Here is a 15,753-nt window from a genome sequence, read left to right as displayed (position 1 = left end):
AGGCGGTCTACCGCCGCATGCTGGCCACCCCCGCTCGGCGGGGCTCGCCGACGAGCCCGGCGGCCGGGGCGACGCCCGGCGGTGGGGCCCACCGGTCAGCCGGCCGCCGGGACGGTGTACTTGCCGGCCAGCTCCGACACCGCCGCCTCCTTGAGGATGACGGCGCCGCCCACCGCCTGCTTGTCGGGCTTGACCACGTAGGAGGCGCGGGAGGCGGGCCGGTCGAAGACGCTGAAGTCCATCGGCGTGCCGCCCAGCCCGGCCTCCCACGACTTCTGCGACCGGTGCGCCGCGACGATGCCCGCCCGGCTGAGGTCCTTGGCCTCGCACGCCTTGCGCAGCGCGTCGCCGACGATGATCGCCGCGGTCCACCCGGCCGCCACGCCGCTGTCCAGGGGCTGGCCGGCGTACTTGGCCCGGTAGTCGGCGACGAGCTTGGCGTAGGCGGGCAGCGGCGCGCTGATCGGGGCGCCCGCGGTCACGTAGAAGAAGTCCTTGAGCAGCGCCGGCGCGGCGGGGGTGGCCAGGAGCTGCGGGCTGTAGGCCGAGTTGCTGCCCACGAACGGCACGTCCATCCCGGCGGCCAGGGCCACGCCGACCAGCGAGGCCGTCTGGCGCGGGCCGACCGAGACCAGCACGGCCCGCACGCCCGCCTTCCTGAACGCCGCCACCTGCGCGGTCATGTCCTGGTCGGTCGCCTTGATCTTCTGCTCGACCAGCGTGAGCCCCAGCTCGCCGGCGGCGTACTTGGACCCGGCCAGCGCGCTCTCGCCGTAGTCGCCCTCGAAGTACAGGTGGCCGATCCGGTCCCCGGCCTTGACGCCCTTCTCCTTCACCAGGAAGTCGACGGCGTTGATCATGTCGACGTCGTAGGTGGTGCCGGTGACCTGGATGGCCTCGCTGCCGAGCAGGCTGGTGGCCCATGCCATGGGCAGGGTGAGGATCTTGTCCGCGGTGATCCGGTCCTTGAGCGCGGTGACCATCGGCGAGCCGATGAACTGCGGGATCGCGGCCGTCCTCGGCGCGACCTCGGCGTAGGCGGCCATCGCCTTCTGCGCGTCGTAACCGTGGTCGCGGACGATGGTCTCGATCTTCCTGCCGCAGACGCCGCCGCTCTGGTTGACCTGCTCGAAGTAGAGCTGCTGCGCCTGGGTGAGGCTCTTGCCCAGCGAGGCGTAGGGGCCGGTCAGGTCGGTGAGCAGGCTGAGCGTGATCGTGTCGGCGGTGACGCCGGGGCCGGTCCTGACGCCGTCGCCGCCGGCGGCGGTGGCGGTCGCCTGGCCGCCGCCGGTGGCCTTGCCGCTGGCGCAGGCGGTGGCCGCCAGCCCCAGCGCCAGCAGCGCGGCCAGGACGGCCGTGCGGTTACGGGACATGTGAGCTCCTGGTCTCGGGGGACGGATCCGGTGACGGTGAAGCGGACGGGCGGCGCCCCGGTGACCGGCGGCGCAGGGCGCGCGGCAGGCCGAGCAGGCCGCCCGGGAGGAAGAGCACGACGGCGACGACGGCGGCGCCGTACAGGATGCGGGCGGCCTCGGCGGGGGACAGGCCGCCGCCGGAGCCGGACGGGGACACCAGGGGGATGGCGTCGCCGTACCGGGTCAGCAGCTGCGGCAGCAGGGAGACGAAGACGGCGCCGAGCACCGCGCCGCCCACCGAGCCCAGGCCGCCGATGACGATCATCGCGAGGTAGTCGAGGGAGAGCAGCATGCCGAAGTAGTCGGGCACGGTCCGCTGGAAGACCAGGGCCAGCAGCACGCCGGCCAGGCCGCCGTACATGGACGACAACACGAAGACGCCGGCCCGGTAGCGGGTGACGGGCACGCCCATCACCCCGGCCGCGATCTCGTGGTCGCGGATCGTGTTCAGCGCCCTGCCCGGCCGCCCGCGCAGCACGCCGCGGGCGAACAGCGCCGCCGCCAGCAGCGCCAGGCCGCCCAGGAACCACAGCCGCTCCAGCGCGCCGAACGGCACGTCCAGCACGACCAGCTCCGGCCCGTCGGCGAAGGCGAACCCGAAGACCTCCATCGCCGGGACGGCACGCCCGTTGAACCCGCCGGTCACCGGCCCGGCGTTGAACAGCAGATGCTGCCCGCCGAAGATCAGCGCCAGCGTGGCGATGCCCAGGTAGGCGCCCTTGAGCCGGCCCGCGATCGGGCTGAACAGCCCGCCGGCGACCCCGGCCAGCGCCACCGCCAGCACCGCGGCCACCGGCGTCGGCAGGCCCAGGCCGCCCAGCGACGCGGTGGGCTCGGCGGCCAGGTAGACGTAGGCGTAGGCGCCGACGGCCAGGAAGAACGCGTGGCCCATGGACAGCTGACCGGTCGCCCCGGTCAGCAGGTTGACGCCGATCGCGCCGATCGCGGCCGCCATCGCGAACAGGCCCGCCTGCAGCCAGAACCCCTCCAGGTAGAAGGGCACGGCGACGAAGACGGCCAGGGCCACCAGTGACACGACGGGCCTAGACACGGGCCCGCTCCCTCGTCCCGAACAGCCCGGCGGGCCGCAGCAGCAGCACGACGACCATGACGAGGAACGGCGCCACGTCGCCGATCCCGCGGCCGAGGAAGGCCAGGTCGTTCTGGTAGCCGGTGGTCAGGGCCTCGGTGACGCCGACGATCAGGCCGCCGGCCAGCGCCCCCGTGGTGGAGTCCAGGCCGCCGAGTATCGCGGCGGGGAAGGCCTTCAGCGCGGCCAGCGAGGAGCCGCGGTCCAGGCCGGGCGTGGGGAAGACGCACAGGAACAGCGCGGCCACCGCGGCCAGCGCCCCGGCCACGGCCCACGCGCTGACCGAGACCCGGCCGAGCCGCACGCCCATGAGCGCGGCCGTCTCGGGGTCCTCGGCGGTGGCCCGCATCGCCACCCCCCACCCGGTGTACTTGAACGCCAGCAGGAACGCCGCGATCAGTACCCCGGCCACGGCCAGCGCGACGACCCGGGTCTCGGCGACCGTGACCGGCCCGAGGCGCAGCACCCGCGAGCCCCACGGGTCGCCCATGGCCAGCACCTCGGTGCCGATCCGCCGGGTGAGCTCGGTGGTCAGCACGATGTCCACGCCGATGGTGACGATGGCCAGCACGCTGTGCGAACCGGCCTTCGAGCGGCGGATGACCAGGAACTCCACCAGCGCTCCGATGACCGCCGCCGCCGCGACCCCGGCCAGCAGCGCGGGCCAGAAGCCGAGGTGGGGGTGCAGCCGCGCCACCACGTATCCGCCGGCCAGCAGCAGCGAGGCGTGCGCGAAGTTCACCACCTCGGTCGCCTTGAAGATGACGACGAAGCCCAGCGCGATCAGCGCGTAGACGGCCCCCAGCGAGACCCCGTTGACGAGCAGCTCCACGAAGGTGATCACTCCGTCTCCTCCACGCCCAGGTACGCGCCGATGACCGCCGGGTCGTTCTGCACCTCGGCGGGCGGCCCGTCGGCGATGCGGCGGCCGAAGTCCAGCACGGTCACCCGGTCGGCCAGCCGCATGACCATGCCCATGTCGTGCTCGACCAGGAGGACGGAGACGCCCAGGCTCTCCCGTACCGACCTGATCAGCCCGGCCATCTCCAGCCGCTCGCCGCCGTTCATCCCGGCGACCGGCTCGTCCAGCAGGAGCAGGCGTGGCTCCATGGCCAGGGCCCTGGCCAGCTCGACCCGCTTCTGCACGCCGTACGGGAGCAGCCCGACCGGCGTGTCCAGCACCGCGGCGAGCCCGGCGAAGGCCGCGATCTCGGCGACCCTGGCGGTGTGGGCGCGCCGCTCACGGCGCGCGCCCGGCAGGCCGAGCCCGGCGGAGACGAACCCGGCCCGGGTGAGCCGGTGGCGGCCCAGCAGCAGGTTGTCCCGCACCGGCTGGTGCGGGGAGAGCGCGATGTTCTGGAACGTGCGGGCGACGCCGAGCGCGGCGATCCGGTGCGGGCGCAGCGTGGTCAGCTCGCTCGCGCCGAACCTGACGCTGCCCGAGGCGGCCCGGCAGACGCCGGACAGCACGTTGAAGCAGGTGGACTTGCCCGCGCCGTTGGGGCCGATGAGCGCGTGCACGGTGCCGGGCGCGACCGTGAAGCCGACGCGGTCCAGCGCCGTCAGGCCGGCGAAGCGGACGGTCACGTCGCGTACCTCCAAGACGGGCATACCATCCGGTTGGTATGTCGGGGTCACGCGGACCACCTCGACAACCCGGCTCTCGCCGGTGGGGCCGGGGTCCCGTCGTCCACGCCCAGGTAGCGGCGGCGCACCTCGTCACCGGCGGCCAGCTCGGCCGCGGGCCCCGCCAGCGCGACCGCGCCGACCTCCAGCACGTACGCGTGGGAGGCCAGCGACAGGGCCGTGGCGACGTTCTGCTCGACGAGCAGGATCGAGGTGCCGGCGGCGTTGATCGTCCTGATCGTGGCGGCGATCGTGGCGGCCGCCCGGGGGCCAGGCCGAGCGTCGGCTCGTCCAGCAGCAGCACCGACGGCTCGGCCATCAGCGCCCGGCCGATGGCCAGCATCTGCTGCTCGCCGCCCGACAGCAGCCCGGCGCGCTGGTGCGCGCGCTCGGCCAGGACGGGGAACAGCTCGCGCACGCGCCGCCCGGCCCGGACGGCGGCCGCGCGCGGCGTGCCCAGCCCGCCGGCCCGCAGGTTCTCCTCCACCGTCATGCGGGCGAACACGCGGCGGCCCTCGGGCACGTGCGTGACGCCGCGCCGCACCACGGCCGCGGCCGGCTGCCCGTCCACCCGCACCCCGGCCACGGTGACGCCGCCCGCGGCGATCCGGCCCCGGTGGAACCGGAGCGTTCCCGAGACCGCCCGCAGCAGCGTCGTCTTCCCTGCGCCGTTCGCGCCCAGCACCGCCACCACCGCCCCGGACGGCACGCTCAGTGACACGCCGTCCAGCGCCCGGACGGGACCGTAGTCCACCACGAGACCGTCCACGCTCAGCTCGGCCATTCGTCTTCCTCACAGGACCCCATGGCGGCCCACCCAAACCGGCGGGCGGGGCCGCCGTCCAGATGCGGCGGCGAAGTCGGGCTCGCTGCCCACCGCGGCCGGGGGCCCGTTGTGCAGCCGCACAACGCGAGGTCACAAAACGCTACAGAGCCTTGTTCTGGAACGGCGGCCGGTGGCAGCCTCGGGGAATGCGTCCCCCTACGGTCGTGGACGAGGACGTCCGCCAGACGTTACGCACTGCAGCCAGGGCACTGCTCGAACGCCTGCCCGAACTGACCGGCGAGCTGGTCGCCAGGACGCGCGGCGGCGACGACGTCTACAGCGCCTGCGTCCCCTACGACGAGCACTGGAAGAGCACCCTCGAAGGCGTGCGCCTGGGCCTGACCGCGATCCTGCAGGAGCCGTCCGAGCGGCGCGACCTGGTCTTCACCCGGTCGATGGCCCAGCGCAGGGCCGAGCAGGGTCTTCCGCTGGAGTCGCTGCTGCGCATGTACCGCCTGGCCGGCCAGGTCACCTGGGCGGCGATCGTGGACCACATGGAACGCGAGCGCCCCGAACGCCTCGACGTCCTGGTCCGCGCCGCCAGCCACGTCTGGCACGCGATCGACCGGCAGTCGCTGGTGGCCTGCGACGTCTACGGCAGGCGCGAGCAGGAGATCCTCGGCCGCAGCAAGGAACGCGTCAACGCGCTGCTGGACGCCCTGCTCGACGGCGCCGCCGACGCGGGGGTGGTGCGCGCCGCCGCCGACTCCCTGGACCTGCCCGAACGCGCCCGCTACGCCGTCGTCACCGTGCGCTTCCCGCGCGGACGCCACCACGACGACGTCCGGCTGCCCGCGACCCTGGGCACACTGCGGCTGCTGTGGCGCATGCGCACCGGGCACGAGGTCGCCGTCGTCGCGCTCGGCCGGGCCACCCTGGACGATCTGTGCCAGGAGCTGAGCCTCATCGTCAGTGGCGTGGCCGGGGTCAGCCCCGTCGTCACCGGCCTGGACGAGCTGGGCACCGCGCACGAGCTGGCCTCCCTCGCCATGCGCACCTGCGCCGACGGCGGCCCCGAGATCGCCCGCCTGGACGAGCGCGTGCCCGCCGTGCTGATGATCAGCCGGCCCGGCGTCACCGGCCACCTCGTCGAAGGCGCGCTCGGCCGGCTGCTCGCCCTCGACCCGGCCGACCGCGACACGTTGCTGACCACCCTGGAGACCTGGCTGGCCTGCGACGGCTCGGCCGCCAGGGCCGCCGGCCGGCTGTTCTGCCACCGCAACACGATCATCAACCGGGTCCGCAGGATCGAGCAGCTCACCGGCCGCTCGCTCACCCGCCCGCGGGACATCGTCGACCTCGCGCTGGCCCTGGACGCGGTCCGCCTGCTGCCCCCGGCGCAAGGGTGATCAGGCTCGGCCCCGCCCGGTGAGACCCGCAAAGCGCCGCATTCTCGGATATTTCAACCCTTAGCGAGAATGGCCGCTTTCGTTGCTGCGCTCTTTGCTGTTCTCTTGTCATGCCGAAGATGCGATATGGGCGGTAGGCGGGAATGTAGCTGTCGATCAGCGCATTCGACACCTGGCTGCATACATGCCGGCATTGCTGATGAATTATCTGGACGTCGCGTCCATGCCGCCGTCCCAGGTGTCGCCGAATCGCTCGTGATCTCTTTTCATTCGCTTCTTCTGCACGATCCACGGGAAACTCATGCGAATCAACCGACGAAGCGTCGTCCTGGCCGTCGCGATATGCCTGGCGGCCGACCCCATGGGGAGCGTGTCCGCGCACGCCGACAGCACCCTCCGGCAAACCGCCCCGCTCGTGCGGCCGGTGCCTGTCCAGCCGACGCCGCCTGCCGGCAAGGGCGAACCCGGGAAGGAGGGCCAGGAGGCCGGCGGGCTGGTCTGCGGGCCGCCGTACGTGACCGGCGATCCGGACCTCGGGCCGACGATCCTGCCCCGGGCCGGCTATCTCGGCGCCCTTCTGCGTGACTACGTGCCGCTGGGCGGTCTCACCCCGCAGCACTTCCTCTCCCGCTACTGGGACCACGCCGCCAACAATTACCGTTTCCCGCCCGACTCCGGTTTCGGCCGTTCCGGCAATTACCCCAACGGCAGACTGCTGCTCAAGACGACGTTTCTGCAGATCGGCATGAGGCTCGACCGTTTCGGCGGTTACGGGGGAGCGTTCCTGTCGCCGCTGGGCGACCAGTTCATCAAGCGCGCTCTGCCGCCGCGCAACCTGAACACCAATCCGCAGGATCCGCAGCATCTGTGCAATTACCACGCGTTCCGGGTGCTCAAGTCGTTCCGCGTCGAGGTGGGCCCGGCGGCGCCCGCGTTCGAGCAGTCGGGCGGCGGCACGCAGTACCACGTGCTCAGCAGGTACATCCCGGAGGCTCCGCAGACCAGCGAGGAAGTTCCGGTGAGCTGGCTGATTGCGAACGGATACCTGGAGGAGATCGAACCGGTCGTGGTGACCGTCGTCAGGACCGACGGCGACACGGCGGCCCGCGACACGGTGGCCTCCGACACGGTGGCCTCCGACACCGGTGCCCGCGACACGTTCCGCGACACGGCGGCCCGCGACGCGATCAACCGCGGCACCTACGTCACGGCCGGCAAGCCCGCCCCGATGATCCGCCCGTCCAGGTCCGGGCGGCCCTAGGCACGGGCCGCGGCGGCCTGCGCACCCCCACCGTTCCGGTACGTCACCGGGCGGTGTACGGCGTCAGGCCGCCCGCGTGCACCAGCGAGATCGTCCGTTCCAGGTCGGGGGTCAGGTAGCGGTCGTCGCCCAGCGGCGCGACGTGGCGCCTGAGCTCGTCGTGCAGGGCGCGGGTCGCCGTCCCGAGCGGCAGGCCGGCCATCTTCGCCGCGATCAGGTCGATGCCCTGCGCCGCCATCAGGTACTGCACCGCCAGCACGATCTCCAGCCGGTCGAGGTTCGCGTGCAGGTCGCGGGCCGAGGCCATCGCCATCGTGTTGTGGTCCTCCTGGCCATCCTTGACCGGACGCGACAACGTGCCCGCCGGATGGGCCCTGACCTGCATCTCGGGGACCACCGCCGCGGCCACCGACTGCACCTGCACCATCCCGGAGTTCAGGCCGACGCTCCCGCCGGCCAGGTTCGCCGGCAGGCCGTAGCTCCAGCGGGGCGACAGCAGACGTCCGGACAACTCCTGCGACAGGACGCCGAGGTCGGTGATCTCGGCGTTCAGGCTGTCGGCGAGATGGCCCATGATCGAGCCGTCCCAGTTGCCGCCCATCACGAACTCGTAGCCGGGGCCGCGTTCCCGCCGGAAGACCAGCGGGTTGGAGGTCGAGGAGTTGGCCTCGCGCGCCAGCGTCCGGCGGATGGCGGCGAGCACCTGCCGCAGCCCGGCCATGATGTGCGGGGCCGCGCGCACCGAGACCGCGTCCTGCACGCGCGGGGTGTAGTTCGCCGGGTCGAGCCGCCTGCGGCCCTCCTCGGTCATCCATTCCGAACCCGCGACCATGGCCCGCAGCCGCGCCGCGACCGCGTCCTCCTCCGGGATGTGCCGCTCGCGGTGCGTACGCGCGTCCAGCGAGCCGCGCTCGGCCCTGGTCGCCTCCATGAACAGGGCGAATGCCCCCTCCGCCTGGTCGGCGAGCACCGTGGCCCGGTGCAGGGCGTGCATCAGCGTGGCGGCCAGCACCGTGCTGCCGCTGACGATCGGCAGCGCCTCCCCGGCCTCGAAGGTGAAGCTCGCGGGCAGCCCGGCCCGCGGCAACATCTGCGAGGCCGGCCCGGTCTCGCCCCGGTAGTGCACCGGCGCGTCCTCGCCCAGCGCGGCCAGCCCGGCCGCCGCCTGCGGCTGCAGGTCGCCGGTGCCGAGCGAGCCGATCTGCGGCATCACCGGCACGACCCCGGCGTTCACCAGGGACAGCAGCCGCTGCGGCACCTCGGGCCGTACGCCCATCTTCGCCCTGGCCATCTGGTTGGCCTTGAGGATCAGCGCCAGCCTGACCACGTCGTCGGGGAACGCCGGGCCGACGCCCGCCGCGTGCGAACGCAGCACGTTGCGCTGGAACTGCTCGGCCTCCTCCGGCGAGAGCGGGCGGTCCTTCAGCGGGCCGAGCGCCTGGTTCCAGCCGTACACCCGCTGGCCGCTCAGAGCCGCCAGCGCCCCCGCCCGCGACTGCGCCATCCGGGCCCGCGCGGCCTCCGACACCCGCGCGAGCACGGGACGGCCCGCCAGGATCGCGAAGGCGTCCCGCAGCGCGAACCGGCCGCCGTCCAGCACCAGGTTCAGCACCGGCGCCGTCCCCGGAGGGGCCGGGGCCGCCACTGGGGCCGCGACCGGGGCCGCGACCGGGAGAGGGGCCGGGACGGCGACGGCCCGCTCCGGCACGCACACCGCCGCGAGCAGGCCGACACCGGCGGCCATTCGTCCTACTTTGCTGATCGCCACGGTCCCCCGGCCCCTTCACGACGAAGATCCACTCCGCTCCGTTTATAACCGGCCGGACGGACGGCGCCCGGCACGGCTCCGCACCGGGGGACGAGTGCTGACCCGCCCTATGGCAGGCGCTTACCTCCCGCCCTGGACGCCACCGCCACATGCGGCCGCCCGGTGATCGGATGCGGCCCCACATGGGCCAGGACGCCGAAGACCTCCTCGATGAAGGCCGGGGTCAGCACCTCCAGGGGCGGCCCCTGCCCGGCGACCCGGCCCTCGCGCAGCACGACGATCCGGTCGGCGTAGGCGGCGGCCTGGTCCAGGTCGTGCAAGGCGGCCAGCAGCGTCAGGCCGAGCGAGCGGATCAGGTCCAGCAGGAGGAGCTGGGACCCGACGTCCAGGTGGTTGCCCGGCTCGTCCAGGATCAGCAGCGGCGCCTCCTGGGCCAGCGCGCGGGCCAGCAGCACGCGCTGCCGCTCGCCGCCGGACAGCGTGGTCATCAGCCGGTCGGCCGCCCAGTCCATGCCGACCCGCTCCAGGGCCGTGGCGACCACCGCCCGGTCGCCCGCGCTCTCCCGGTCCAGCGCCCGCTTGTGGCTGTGGCGTCCGGCCGCGACGACCTCGGCCACGGAGAACCCTTCTCCGGCCGGGTTGTGCTGGGGCAGGACCGCCCGCCGCCGCGCGGCGTGCCGGGGCCGCATCCGCCACAGGTCGTCGCCGTCCAGCCGGACGACGCCGCCCGACGGGCGCAGCGACCGGTAGACCGTGCGCAGCAGCGTGGACTTGCCGCTGCCGTTCGGCCCGACCAGCGCCACGAACTCGCCCGGCCCGGCGCTCAGCGTGACGTCGGTGACGATGGGCCGCGCGTCGATGCTCGCGCTGACGCCCGCGAGGTCAAGCCGCATCGCCGCCGCCTCCCGCCCGCCGCCGGCGCAGCAGCCACAGGAAGAACGGCACGCCGAGCCCCGTGGTGAAGACGCCCACCGGCAGCTCGTTCGGCCGGTCGGCCACCCGCGCCGCCAGGTCGACCAGCACCAGGAACACCGCGCCGGCCAGCAGCGAGACCGGCAGCACCCGGCGGTGGTCGGCCCCGACCACGAACCGGACCATGTGCGGGACCATCAGCCCGATGAACCCGATGCCGCCGACCACGCTGACCACCGTCGCCGTCAGCAGCGACCCGGCCGCCAGCAGCCCGATCCGCAGCGCGGCGACCGGCACGCCGATCGCGACCGCGGACTCCTCGCCGGCCAGCAGCGCGTTGAGCGCCCGCGCCTGCGAGGACAGCCACGCCACGCAGCACACGACGAGCAGTGCGGGCACGCCCAGGTCGGCCCACGACGCCCCGGCGACGCTGCCCATCAGCCAGAACATCATGCCCTGCAGCTCGGTCGGGTTGAGCTGGAGCTGCACGAACGTGGTGGCCGCCGAGCACAGGTAGCCGACGGCCACGCCGGTCAGCACCAGCCACGAGTCCAGCAGCCTGCCGGAACGCTGGGACAGGACGTACACCACCAGCGCCGACAGCAGCGCGGCGGCGAAGGCGGCCCCGGTGACGCCGAGCGCGCCGGTCAGCCCGGCCAGCGCGCCGCCCCCGAGCGCGGGCACCAGCACGGCCCCCAGCGACGCCGCCGACGACACGCCCAGCACGTACGGGTCGGCGAGCGGGTTGCGGACCAGCGCCTGCAACGCCACCCCGGCCACCGACAACGCGGCCCCGGCCAGCGCGGCCAGCAGCGCCCGAGGTGTGCGGATCTCCCACACGACCTGCGCGAGCAGCGGATCGGCCTGCTCGCCGCGCCCGGTCAGGTACGCCCACACCACCCCCCACACCTGGTCCGGCGGCAGGTTCACCGACCCGGCGGAGATCCCGATCACCAGGGCCACGACCAGCGCGGCCCCGAGCCCGGCCAGCAGGAACCCGGTCGCCCGCCCGGACACCGCGTGCGGCCGCCGCGGCGGGACGGGCGCGGCGCGGCGCGGCGGCGCGGTCAGCGTGTCAGCCACCGGGATGCACCACCTTGGAGATCTTCTCCACGGCCCAGGCGTTCAGCGGCCCGAGGTAGACGCCGTCGGAGACGACCGTGAAGGTTCTGGATCTGGCCGCGGCCCAGTGGGGGTAGGCGGCGAACAGCTTGGCCGCCGCCTCCGCGCCCTTCTCCTCGGGCGTGAACAGCCCGACGACCAGCACGTCCACCTGGGCGGTGGCGAGCTGCTCGCGGTTGAGTGTGCGCGTCATGTCGGCGGTCTGGCCGGCGAAGGCGTTGACCCCGCCGGCCGCCCTGATGACGTCGTCGTAGATGCCGCCGGTCATCACGGCGGGCAGGCCGTTGGCGTTCATCATGGCCATGCCGGGATAGGCGATCAGCACCTTCCTGGGCGGCAGCGCCGCGACGCGGGCCCGTACCGACTCCACCCGCGCCCGCAGCCGCCCGATCAGGTCGAACGCCTTGCGCTGCACGTCGAACACCCGCCCGAGCAGGCTGATGAACTCCAGCGAGGAGTTGATCGACTGGTTGCGGTAGGCGCGCTTCTCCTGCTCGGTGGCCTCCGGCTTGCCCATCGCGCAGTTGACCGGGTTGACCAGCGAGGTGATGCCGGCCGCGGCGAGCTGCTCGCGGGTGGCGAAGCCCCGGGCGGGGTCGAACCCGCCCGACCAGGTGGAGACCACCAGGTCGGGCTTGAGCTTGAGCACCTGCTCGGCGGGCACGTCGAAGTTCTTGTTCATGGTCAGCCCGCCGGTCGGCAGCGCCCTGATGCGGGCCGTCATGGACGGGTCGTCGGACACGCCGTAGCTCTGGGCGTTGGCCAGGATGCTGCGCTCCAGCCCGAGCAGCAGGAAGCTCTCCACCTCGCCGACGCTGGTGCCGTTCAGGATCAGGACGCGCTGCGGCGGCCGGCGGAAGGTGACCCGCGTGCCGCAGTTGTCGAAGGTGAGGGGGTAGGCGGTCCGGCCGGCGGACGCCGGCGCGACGGTGGTCGCCTCGCCGCCGGTGGCCGCGGGCGTGCCGCAGGCGGCGGCCAGCAGCACGAGCGCGAGCGCCGAGGCCCGGCGGGTACGGGAAGGTCTCATGGGTGATGTCCTCTGAGTCGAGTCCGGAGGCGCGCACGCCGGACCGGCCCCACGGCGGGGGCGGGCACGGCGGCGAGCCGGGATTGTCGTCGGAGGAACCGCGGGGCACGGGCGCGCGAAGGACCGCGGGCGCGCTCAGGCGGGCAGGCCCACGACCGTCGGACGGACCGGCCACCGCGGCTCCGGTCCACCCGCGGGAGGCCCCCGCAGCACCAGCACGTGCCGCAGGAACAGCCGGACGCGCGCCGTGACGTCGTCGCGCCCGCCCACCGGGGTGCGCGCCGGCGCGGCCCACCCGGACACGGCGAGGAACAGCACCAGCAGCGGGCGCAGCACCCACCCGGCCAGCTCGCGGACCAGGGCGCACAGCCCCGACTCCACCCAGCGCAGCCAGACCGACGTCAGCAGCACGCTCGCCGCGTGCACGAGCAGCATCCCGAACCCCGGGGCGCCGGTGTCGTGCGCGTGAACCAGGCTCGCGGGGGCGGCGGCGGGGGCGGGATGGTCGCAGCTCAGCGAGAGCAGCAGGTGCAGGACGACCTGCGAGGCGCCCGTCGCGGGCACGATGGCGGCCAGCGTGCGCTCACGCCCGGTCAGGGCCAAGGCCGGCGCGAGGACCAGCAGGAACCCCGCCAGCAGCGCCCCGGGGTCGAAGCAGCCGCCGCCCGCCAGGTGGGCGAGCGCGGCCAGCGCGGCACACGTGCCGGCGAAGCTCGCCGCACGCAGCCACCGCACCAACGACCATGGACCCATCGAGGCCAGATCCTCCCACACGCCCGGCTCGCCCGCGTCTCACGGGGTGCGCGGGGTGGGGGATGGGCACGGGCCGGGGGCGGCGTGCTTCCCGGTTCGGGGATGGGCATGGGCTGGGGGCGGTGTGCTTTCCGGTGGGGTGTGCGGCGTGGCCGGCGCGGCGTACGCTCCGATGGTGACCCTCCGGTTGACTCCTCCGCCGCCTGACGACCGCTCGACGACGAGGGCTCCGTGAGGAGCCGCACATGACCGGCCTCGGCCCGCGCGCGGTCCTCGTCCCCGACCTGGGCGAAGACCTGGCTCGCGCGGTGGGCGAGCTGGAGAGGCTGCTGCTGGTGCTACGCGCCGCCGAGTCCGTGGGCTCGCCGCTGCCCGGCCCGCTCGCCGGCGGGATCGCGCTGACCGCGCTGCGCCGGCTCTGGCGCGCGATCGGCCCCACGCAGGGCAGGCGCGCCGCCGCCGCCCGCCTGGCCGGTCGCCTGTACGCCCCCGGCGGCCAGGTCGAGCACGTGCCACTGCGCCTGGTCGACGTCGACCCGCTCGACGTGGCCACCCTGTCGGCGGCCGCGGTGGCGCTCGGCCTCGGGGCGGTCGGCAAGGGCGTGGTCCGCCAGGCCCTCGACGCCGTGTGCACCGACCTGCCCGCCACCGAGCTGGTGTCGGCGGCCGCCCGCTTCACCGGCCTGCTCGACCTGGCCGACACCGCCGACTCCATCGTCCTGCGCGAACGGCTGGCCGCCGCCGGGCCGGGCGCCGACGTCGTCCTCACTCCGGAGGCCGAGCGCGCCTACCAGGCCACCGTCGGCCGCCTCAACACCATGTGGCCCGCCACCGGCACCGCCGCCTCTCCCTGAACCGCGCGGTTCACGGGGTCTGGGGAGCGGCGGCGGCGCGGTCGTGCGTGAAGGGCCGGGGGAGGCGCAGGCGGGCGCGCAGCGGAAGGCCCGACGGGATGAACGCCTCGGCCTGGAGCGCCGCGACGCCGATCCTGGGCAGGTCGCGGGCGTTCGGGTAGACGACGAAGCGCGGCTCCCAGATCGGCCGGAACTTGGCGTTGAACCGGTACAGCGACTCGATCTGGAACCAGTGCGACAGGAAGACCAGCACCGACCGCCAGGCCCGCAGCACGGGCCCCGCGCCGAGCCGGTCGCCGCGGGCCAGCGTCGAGCGGAACATCGCGAAGTTGAGCGACACCTGCGTGATCCCCAGCGACGGCGCGGCCCGCAGTGTCTCGGCGATCAGCAGCTCGTTGAGGCCCGGGTCGGCGTCGCGGTCGCGGCGCATCAGGTCCAGCGAGACGCCCCGCGTGCCCCACGGCACGAAGTGCAGCACGGCCCTGAGGTCGCCGTCCTTGCAGGCGGTGGCGACCAGGCACTCGGCGTCGGCGGGATCGCCGAAGCGGCCGAGCGCCATCGAGTAGCCGCGTTCGGTCTGGGTGCCGCGCCACAGCCCGGCGGCCCGGCGGATGCCCTCCTTCTCCTCCTCGGGCACGTCGCGGGCGCGGCGCACCCGGCAGACGTACCCGGCGCGGCGGGTGCGGTTGACCATCTGCCGCACGTTGCGCATCGCGCGGCCCTCCAGCGTGAAGTCGTCGACCTCGACGATCGCCTCGTCGCCGATCTCCAGCGCGGACAGCCCCGCCACCTTCGTCCAGACCTCGCCGCCCGTCTCGCCGCAGCCGATGACGGCGGGCACCCAGGCGTGCCGCCGCGCCTCGGCCGTGAACGCGCCGATCGCGGCCGGCCACGCCTCGCGGTCGCCGATCGGGTCGCCGCTGGCCAGCATCACGCCGGAGACGACCCGGTAGGCCACGGCCGCCTTGCCCGACGGCGAGAAGATCACGCTCTTGTCCCTGCGCAGCGCGAAGTAGCCGAGCGAGTCGCGCTCGCCGTGCACGGCCAGCAGGGCGCGCAGGCGGCGTTCGTCGTCGGCGGTCAGCTCGGCGGCCGGCCGTTCCGGACGCAGCGCCAGGTAGAGCGTCGTCACGGCGGTGAGCGCGCCCAGCGCGACGAGGGAGAAGTAGACCAGGTCGGAGACGCGTTCCACGGTGAACGTGACCGGCCCCTCGATGCCCGCCAGCCCCAGCGCCACGTGCTCCAGCCGGTCGGCCACGCCCGGACGGTCCACCAGCGCGCCCGGCCGGACGCTCACGATCAGGTAGCCGAGCCCCATGTCGATCGCGCCGAGCACGAGCAGGTTCCACAACGCCCGCCAGCGCGAGCGCGGGTCGGGCAGCGCCGTGAACTCCCGCCTGCCGGCCACCAGCACGGCCAGCAGCACGACGCTGATCGCGGCGGTCACCGGCCGCAGGTGCAGCACGCCCATGACGGCGCTCACCGGCAGCAGCACCACCACCGCCCGCCAGGCCCGCACCTTCCCCCGGCGCAGCGCGTGCGCGATCATCACCAGCATGATGCCGACCACCAGCGATGTCGCCCGCGCCACGGTCGTCACCGTCCCGGGCAGCAGGTCCGACCACTGGCCCATCCGCGTGTGCTCCAGCCGCGGCGCCACGGCCTTGGCGATGTCCAGCAGGCCGATGACCAGCGACGCGTAACCCGCCAGCGCGGGGATCCAGGGACGCTTCACAAATACCGATTGAAG

13 protein-coding genes and 1 pseudogene are annotated in these 15,753 nt (G+C 74.1%); 3 read left to right on the top strand and 11 right to left on the bottom strand.

Going from position 1 to position 15,753, the window contains the following annotated elements; translation table 11 throughout:
* Positions 1-95: 95 nt before the first annotated feature.
* From ACNF49_RS33920 to ACNF49_RS33900, 5 genes and pseudogenes are all read right to left on the bottom strand, one after another.
* On the bottom strand, positions 96-1,373 hold the full coding sequence (locus ACNF49_RS33920) for an ABC transporter substrate-binding protein (protein ID WP_357976670.1): 1,278 nt from the start codon (positions 1,371-1,373) through the stop codon (positions 96-98).
* Positions 1,363-2,466, bottom strand: a complete 1,104-nt coding sequence (locus ACNF49_RS33915) for a branched-chain amino acid ABC transporter permease (protein WP_482940108.1) — start codon at positions 2,464-2,466, stop codon at positions 1,363-1,365. Before ACNF49_RS33915 ends, ACNF49_RS33920 begins: the two co-directional genes overlap by 11 nt.
* On the bottom strand, positions 2,459-3,349 hold the full coding sequence (locus tag ACNF49_RS33910) for a branched-chain amino acid ABC transporter permease (protein ID WP_357976664.1): 891 nt from the start codon (positions 3,347-3,349) through the stop codon (positions 2,459-2,461). Before ACNF49_RS33910 ends, ACNF49_RS33915 begins: the two co-directional genes overlap by 8 nt.
* On the bottom strand, positions 3,346-4,116 hold the full coding sequence (locus ACNF49_RS33905) for an ABC transporter ATP-binding protein (protein ID WP_482940107.1): 771 nt from the start codon (positions 4,114-4,116) through the stop codon (positions 3,346-3,348). Before ACNF49_RS33905 ends, ACNF49_RS33910 begins: the two co-directional genes overlap by 4 nt.
* A gap of 23 nt (positions 4,117-4,139) precedes the next feature.
* Positions 4,140-4,915 (bottom strand): annotated as a pseudogene (locus tag ACNF49_RS33900) (ABC transporter ATP-binding protein).
* Positions 4,916-5,103: 188 nt separating this feature from the next.
* On the opposite strand from ACNF49_RS33900, the gene ACNF49_RS33895 reads away from it, so the two are divergent.
* On the top strand, positions 5,104-6,306 hold the full coding sequence (locus ACNF49_RS33895) for a PucR family transcriptional regulator (RefSeq protein WP_357976656.1): 1,203 nt from the start codon (positions 5,104-5,106) through the stop codon (positions 6,304-6,306).
* Between the two features lie 301 nt (positions 6,307-6,607).
* The gene (locus ACNF49_RS33890) at positions 6,608-7,567 is read left to right on the top strand and encodes a TNT domain-containing protein (protein ID WP_482940106.1); all 960 of its coding nucleotides are present in this window, start codon (positions 6,608-6,610) and stop codon (positions 7,565-7,567) included.
* A gap of 43 nt (positions 7,568-7,610) precedes the next feature.
* Here the strand turns inward: ACNF49_RS33890 and ACNF49_RS33885 are convergent, their stop codons facing one another.
* The 5 genes from ACNF49_RS33885 to ACNF49_RS33865 form a co-directional block, all read right to left on the bottom strand.
* Positions 7,611-9,311 carry an HAL/PAL/TAL family ammonia-lyase gene (locus ACNF49_RS33885; protein WP_482940105.1) on the bottom strand — a complete coding sequence of 567 codons (1,701 nt, stop codon included), beginning with the start codon at positions 9,309-9,311 and terminating at the stop codon, positions 7,611-7,613.
* A 131-nt stretch (positions 9,312-9,442) separates the two neighbouring features.
* Entirely contained in the window at positions 9,443-10,228 is a 786-nt protein-coding gene (locus ACNF49_RS33880; protein WP_357976647.1) for an ABC transporter ATP-binding protein, read from the bottom strand.
* Positions 10,218-11,330 (bottom strand): FecCD family ABC transporter permease, encoded by a 1,113-nt coding sequence (locus tag ACNF49_RS33875; protein ID WP_357976644.1) that lies wholly within the window; start codon positions 11,328-11,330, stop codon positions 10,218-10,220. The genes ACNF49_RS33880 and ACNF49_RS33875 overlap by 11 nt, the downstream gene beginning before the upstream one ends.
* On the bottom strand, positions 11,323-12,396 hold the full coding sequence (locus tag ACNF49_RS33870; protein ID WP_482940104.1) for an ABC transporter substrate-binding protein: 1,074 nt from the start codon (positions 12,394-12,396) through the stop codon (positions 11,323-11,325). Before ACNF49_RS33870 ends, ACNF49_RS33875 begins: the two co-directional genes overlap by 8 nt.
* 135 nt (positions 12,397-12,531) lie before the next feature.
* Positions 12,532-13,149: a hypothetical protein gene (locus ACNF49_RS33865; protein ID WP_357976638.1), complete on the bottom strand. Its 618-nt coding sequence runs from the start codon at positions 13,147-13,149 to the stop codon at positions 12,532-12,534.
* Between the two features lie 245 nt (positions 13,150-13,394).
* On the opposite strand from ACNF49_RS33865, the gene ACNF49_RS33860 reads away from it, so the two are divergent.
* Positions 13,395-14,003, top strand: coding sequence for a hypothetical protein (locus tag ACNF49_RS33860; protein WP_482940102.1), 609 nt, complete (start codon positions 13,395-13,397; stop codon positions 14,001-14,003).
* A 10-nt stretch (positions 14,004-14,013) separates the two neighbouring features.
* On the opposite strand, the gene ACNF49_RS33855 is transcribed toward ACNF49_RS33860, so the two are convergent.
* Positions 14,014-15,738 carry a phosphatidylglycerol lysyltransferase domain-containing protein gene (locus ACNF49_RS33855; RefSeq protein WP_482940101.1) on the bottom strand — a complete coding sequence of 575 codons (1,725 nt, stop codon included), beginning with the start codon at positions 15,736-15,738 and terminating at the stop codon, positions 14,014-14,016.
* Positions 15,739-15,753 lie beyond the last annotated feature (15 nt).

It is taken from the genome of Actinomadura sp. ATCC 39365, assembly GCF_054392275.1.
Note: the sequence above shows the minus strand (reverse complement) of the source record. Positions and strands in the feature narration are given on the sequence as shown.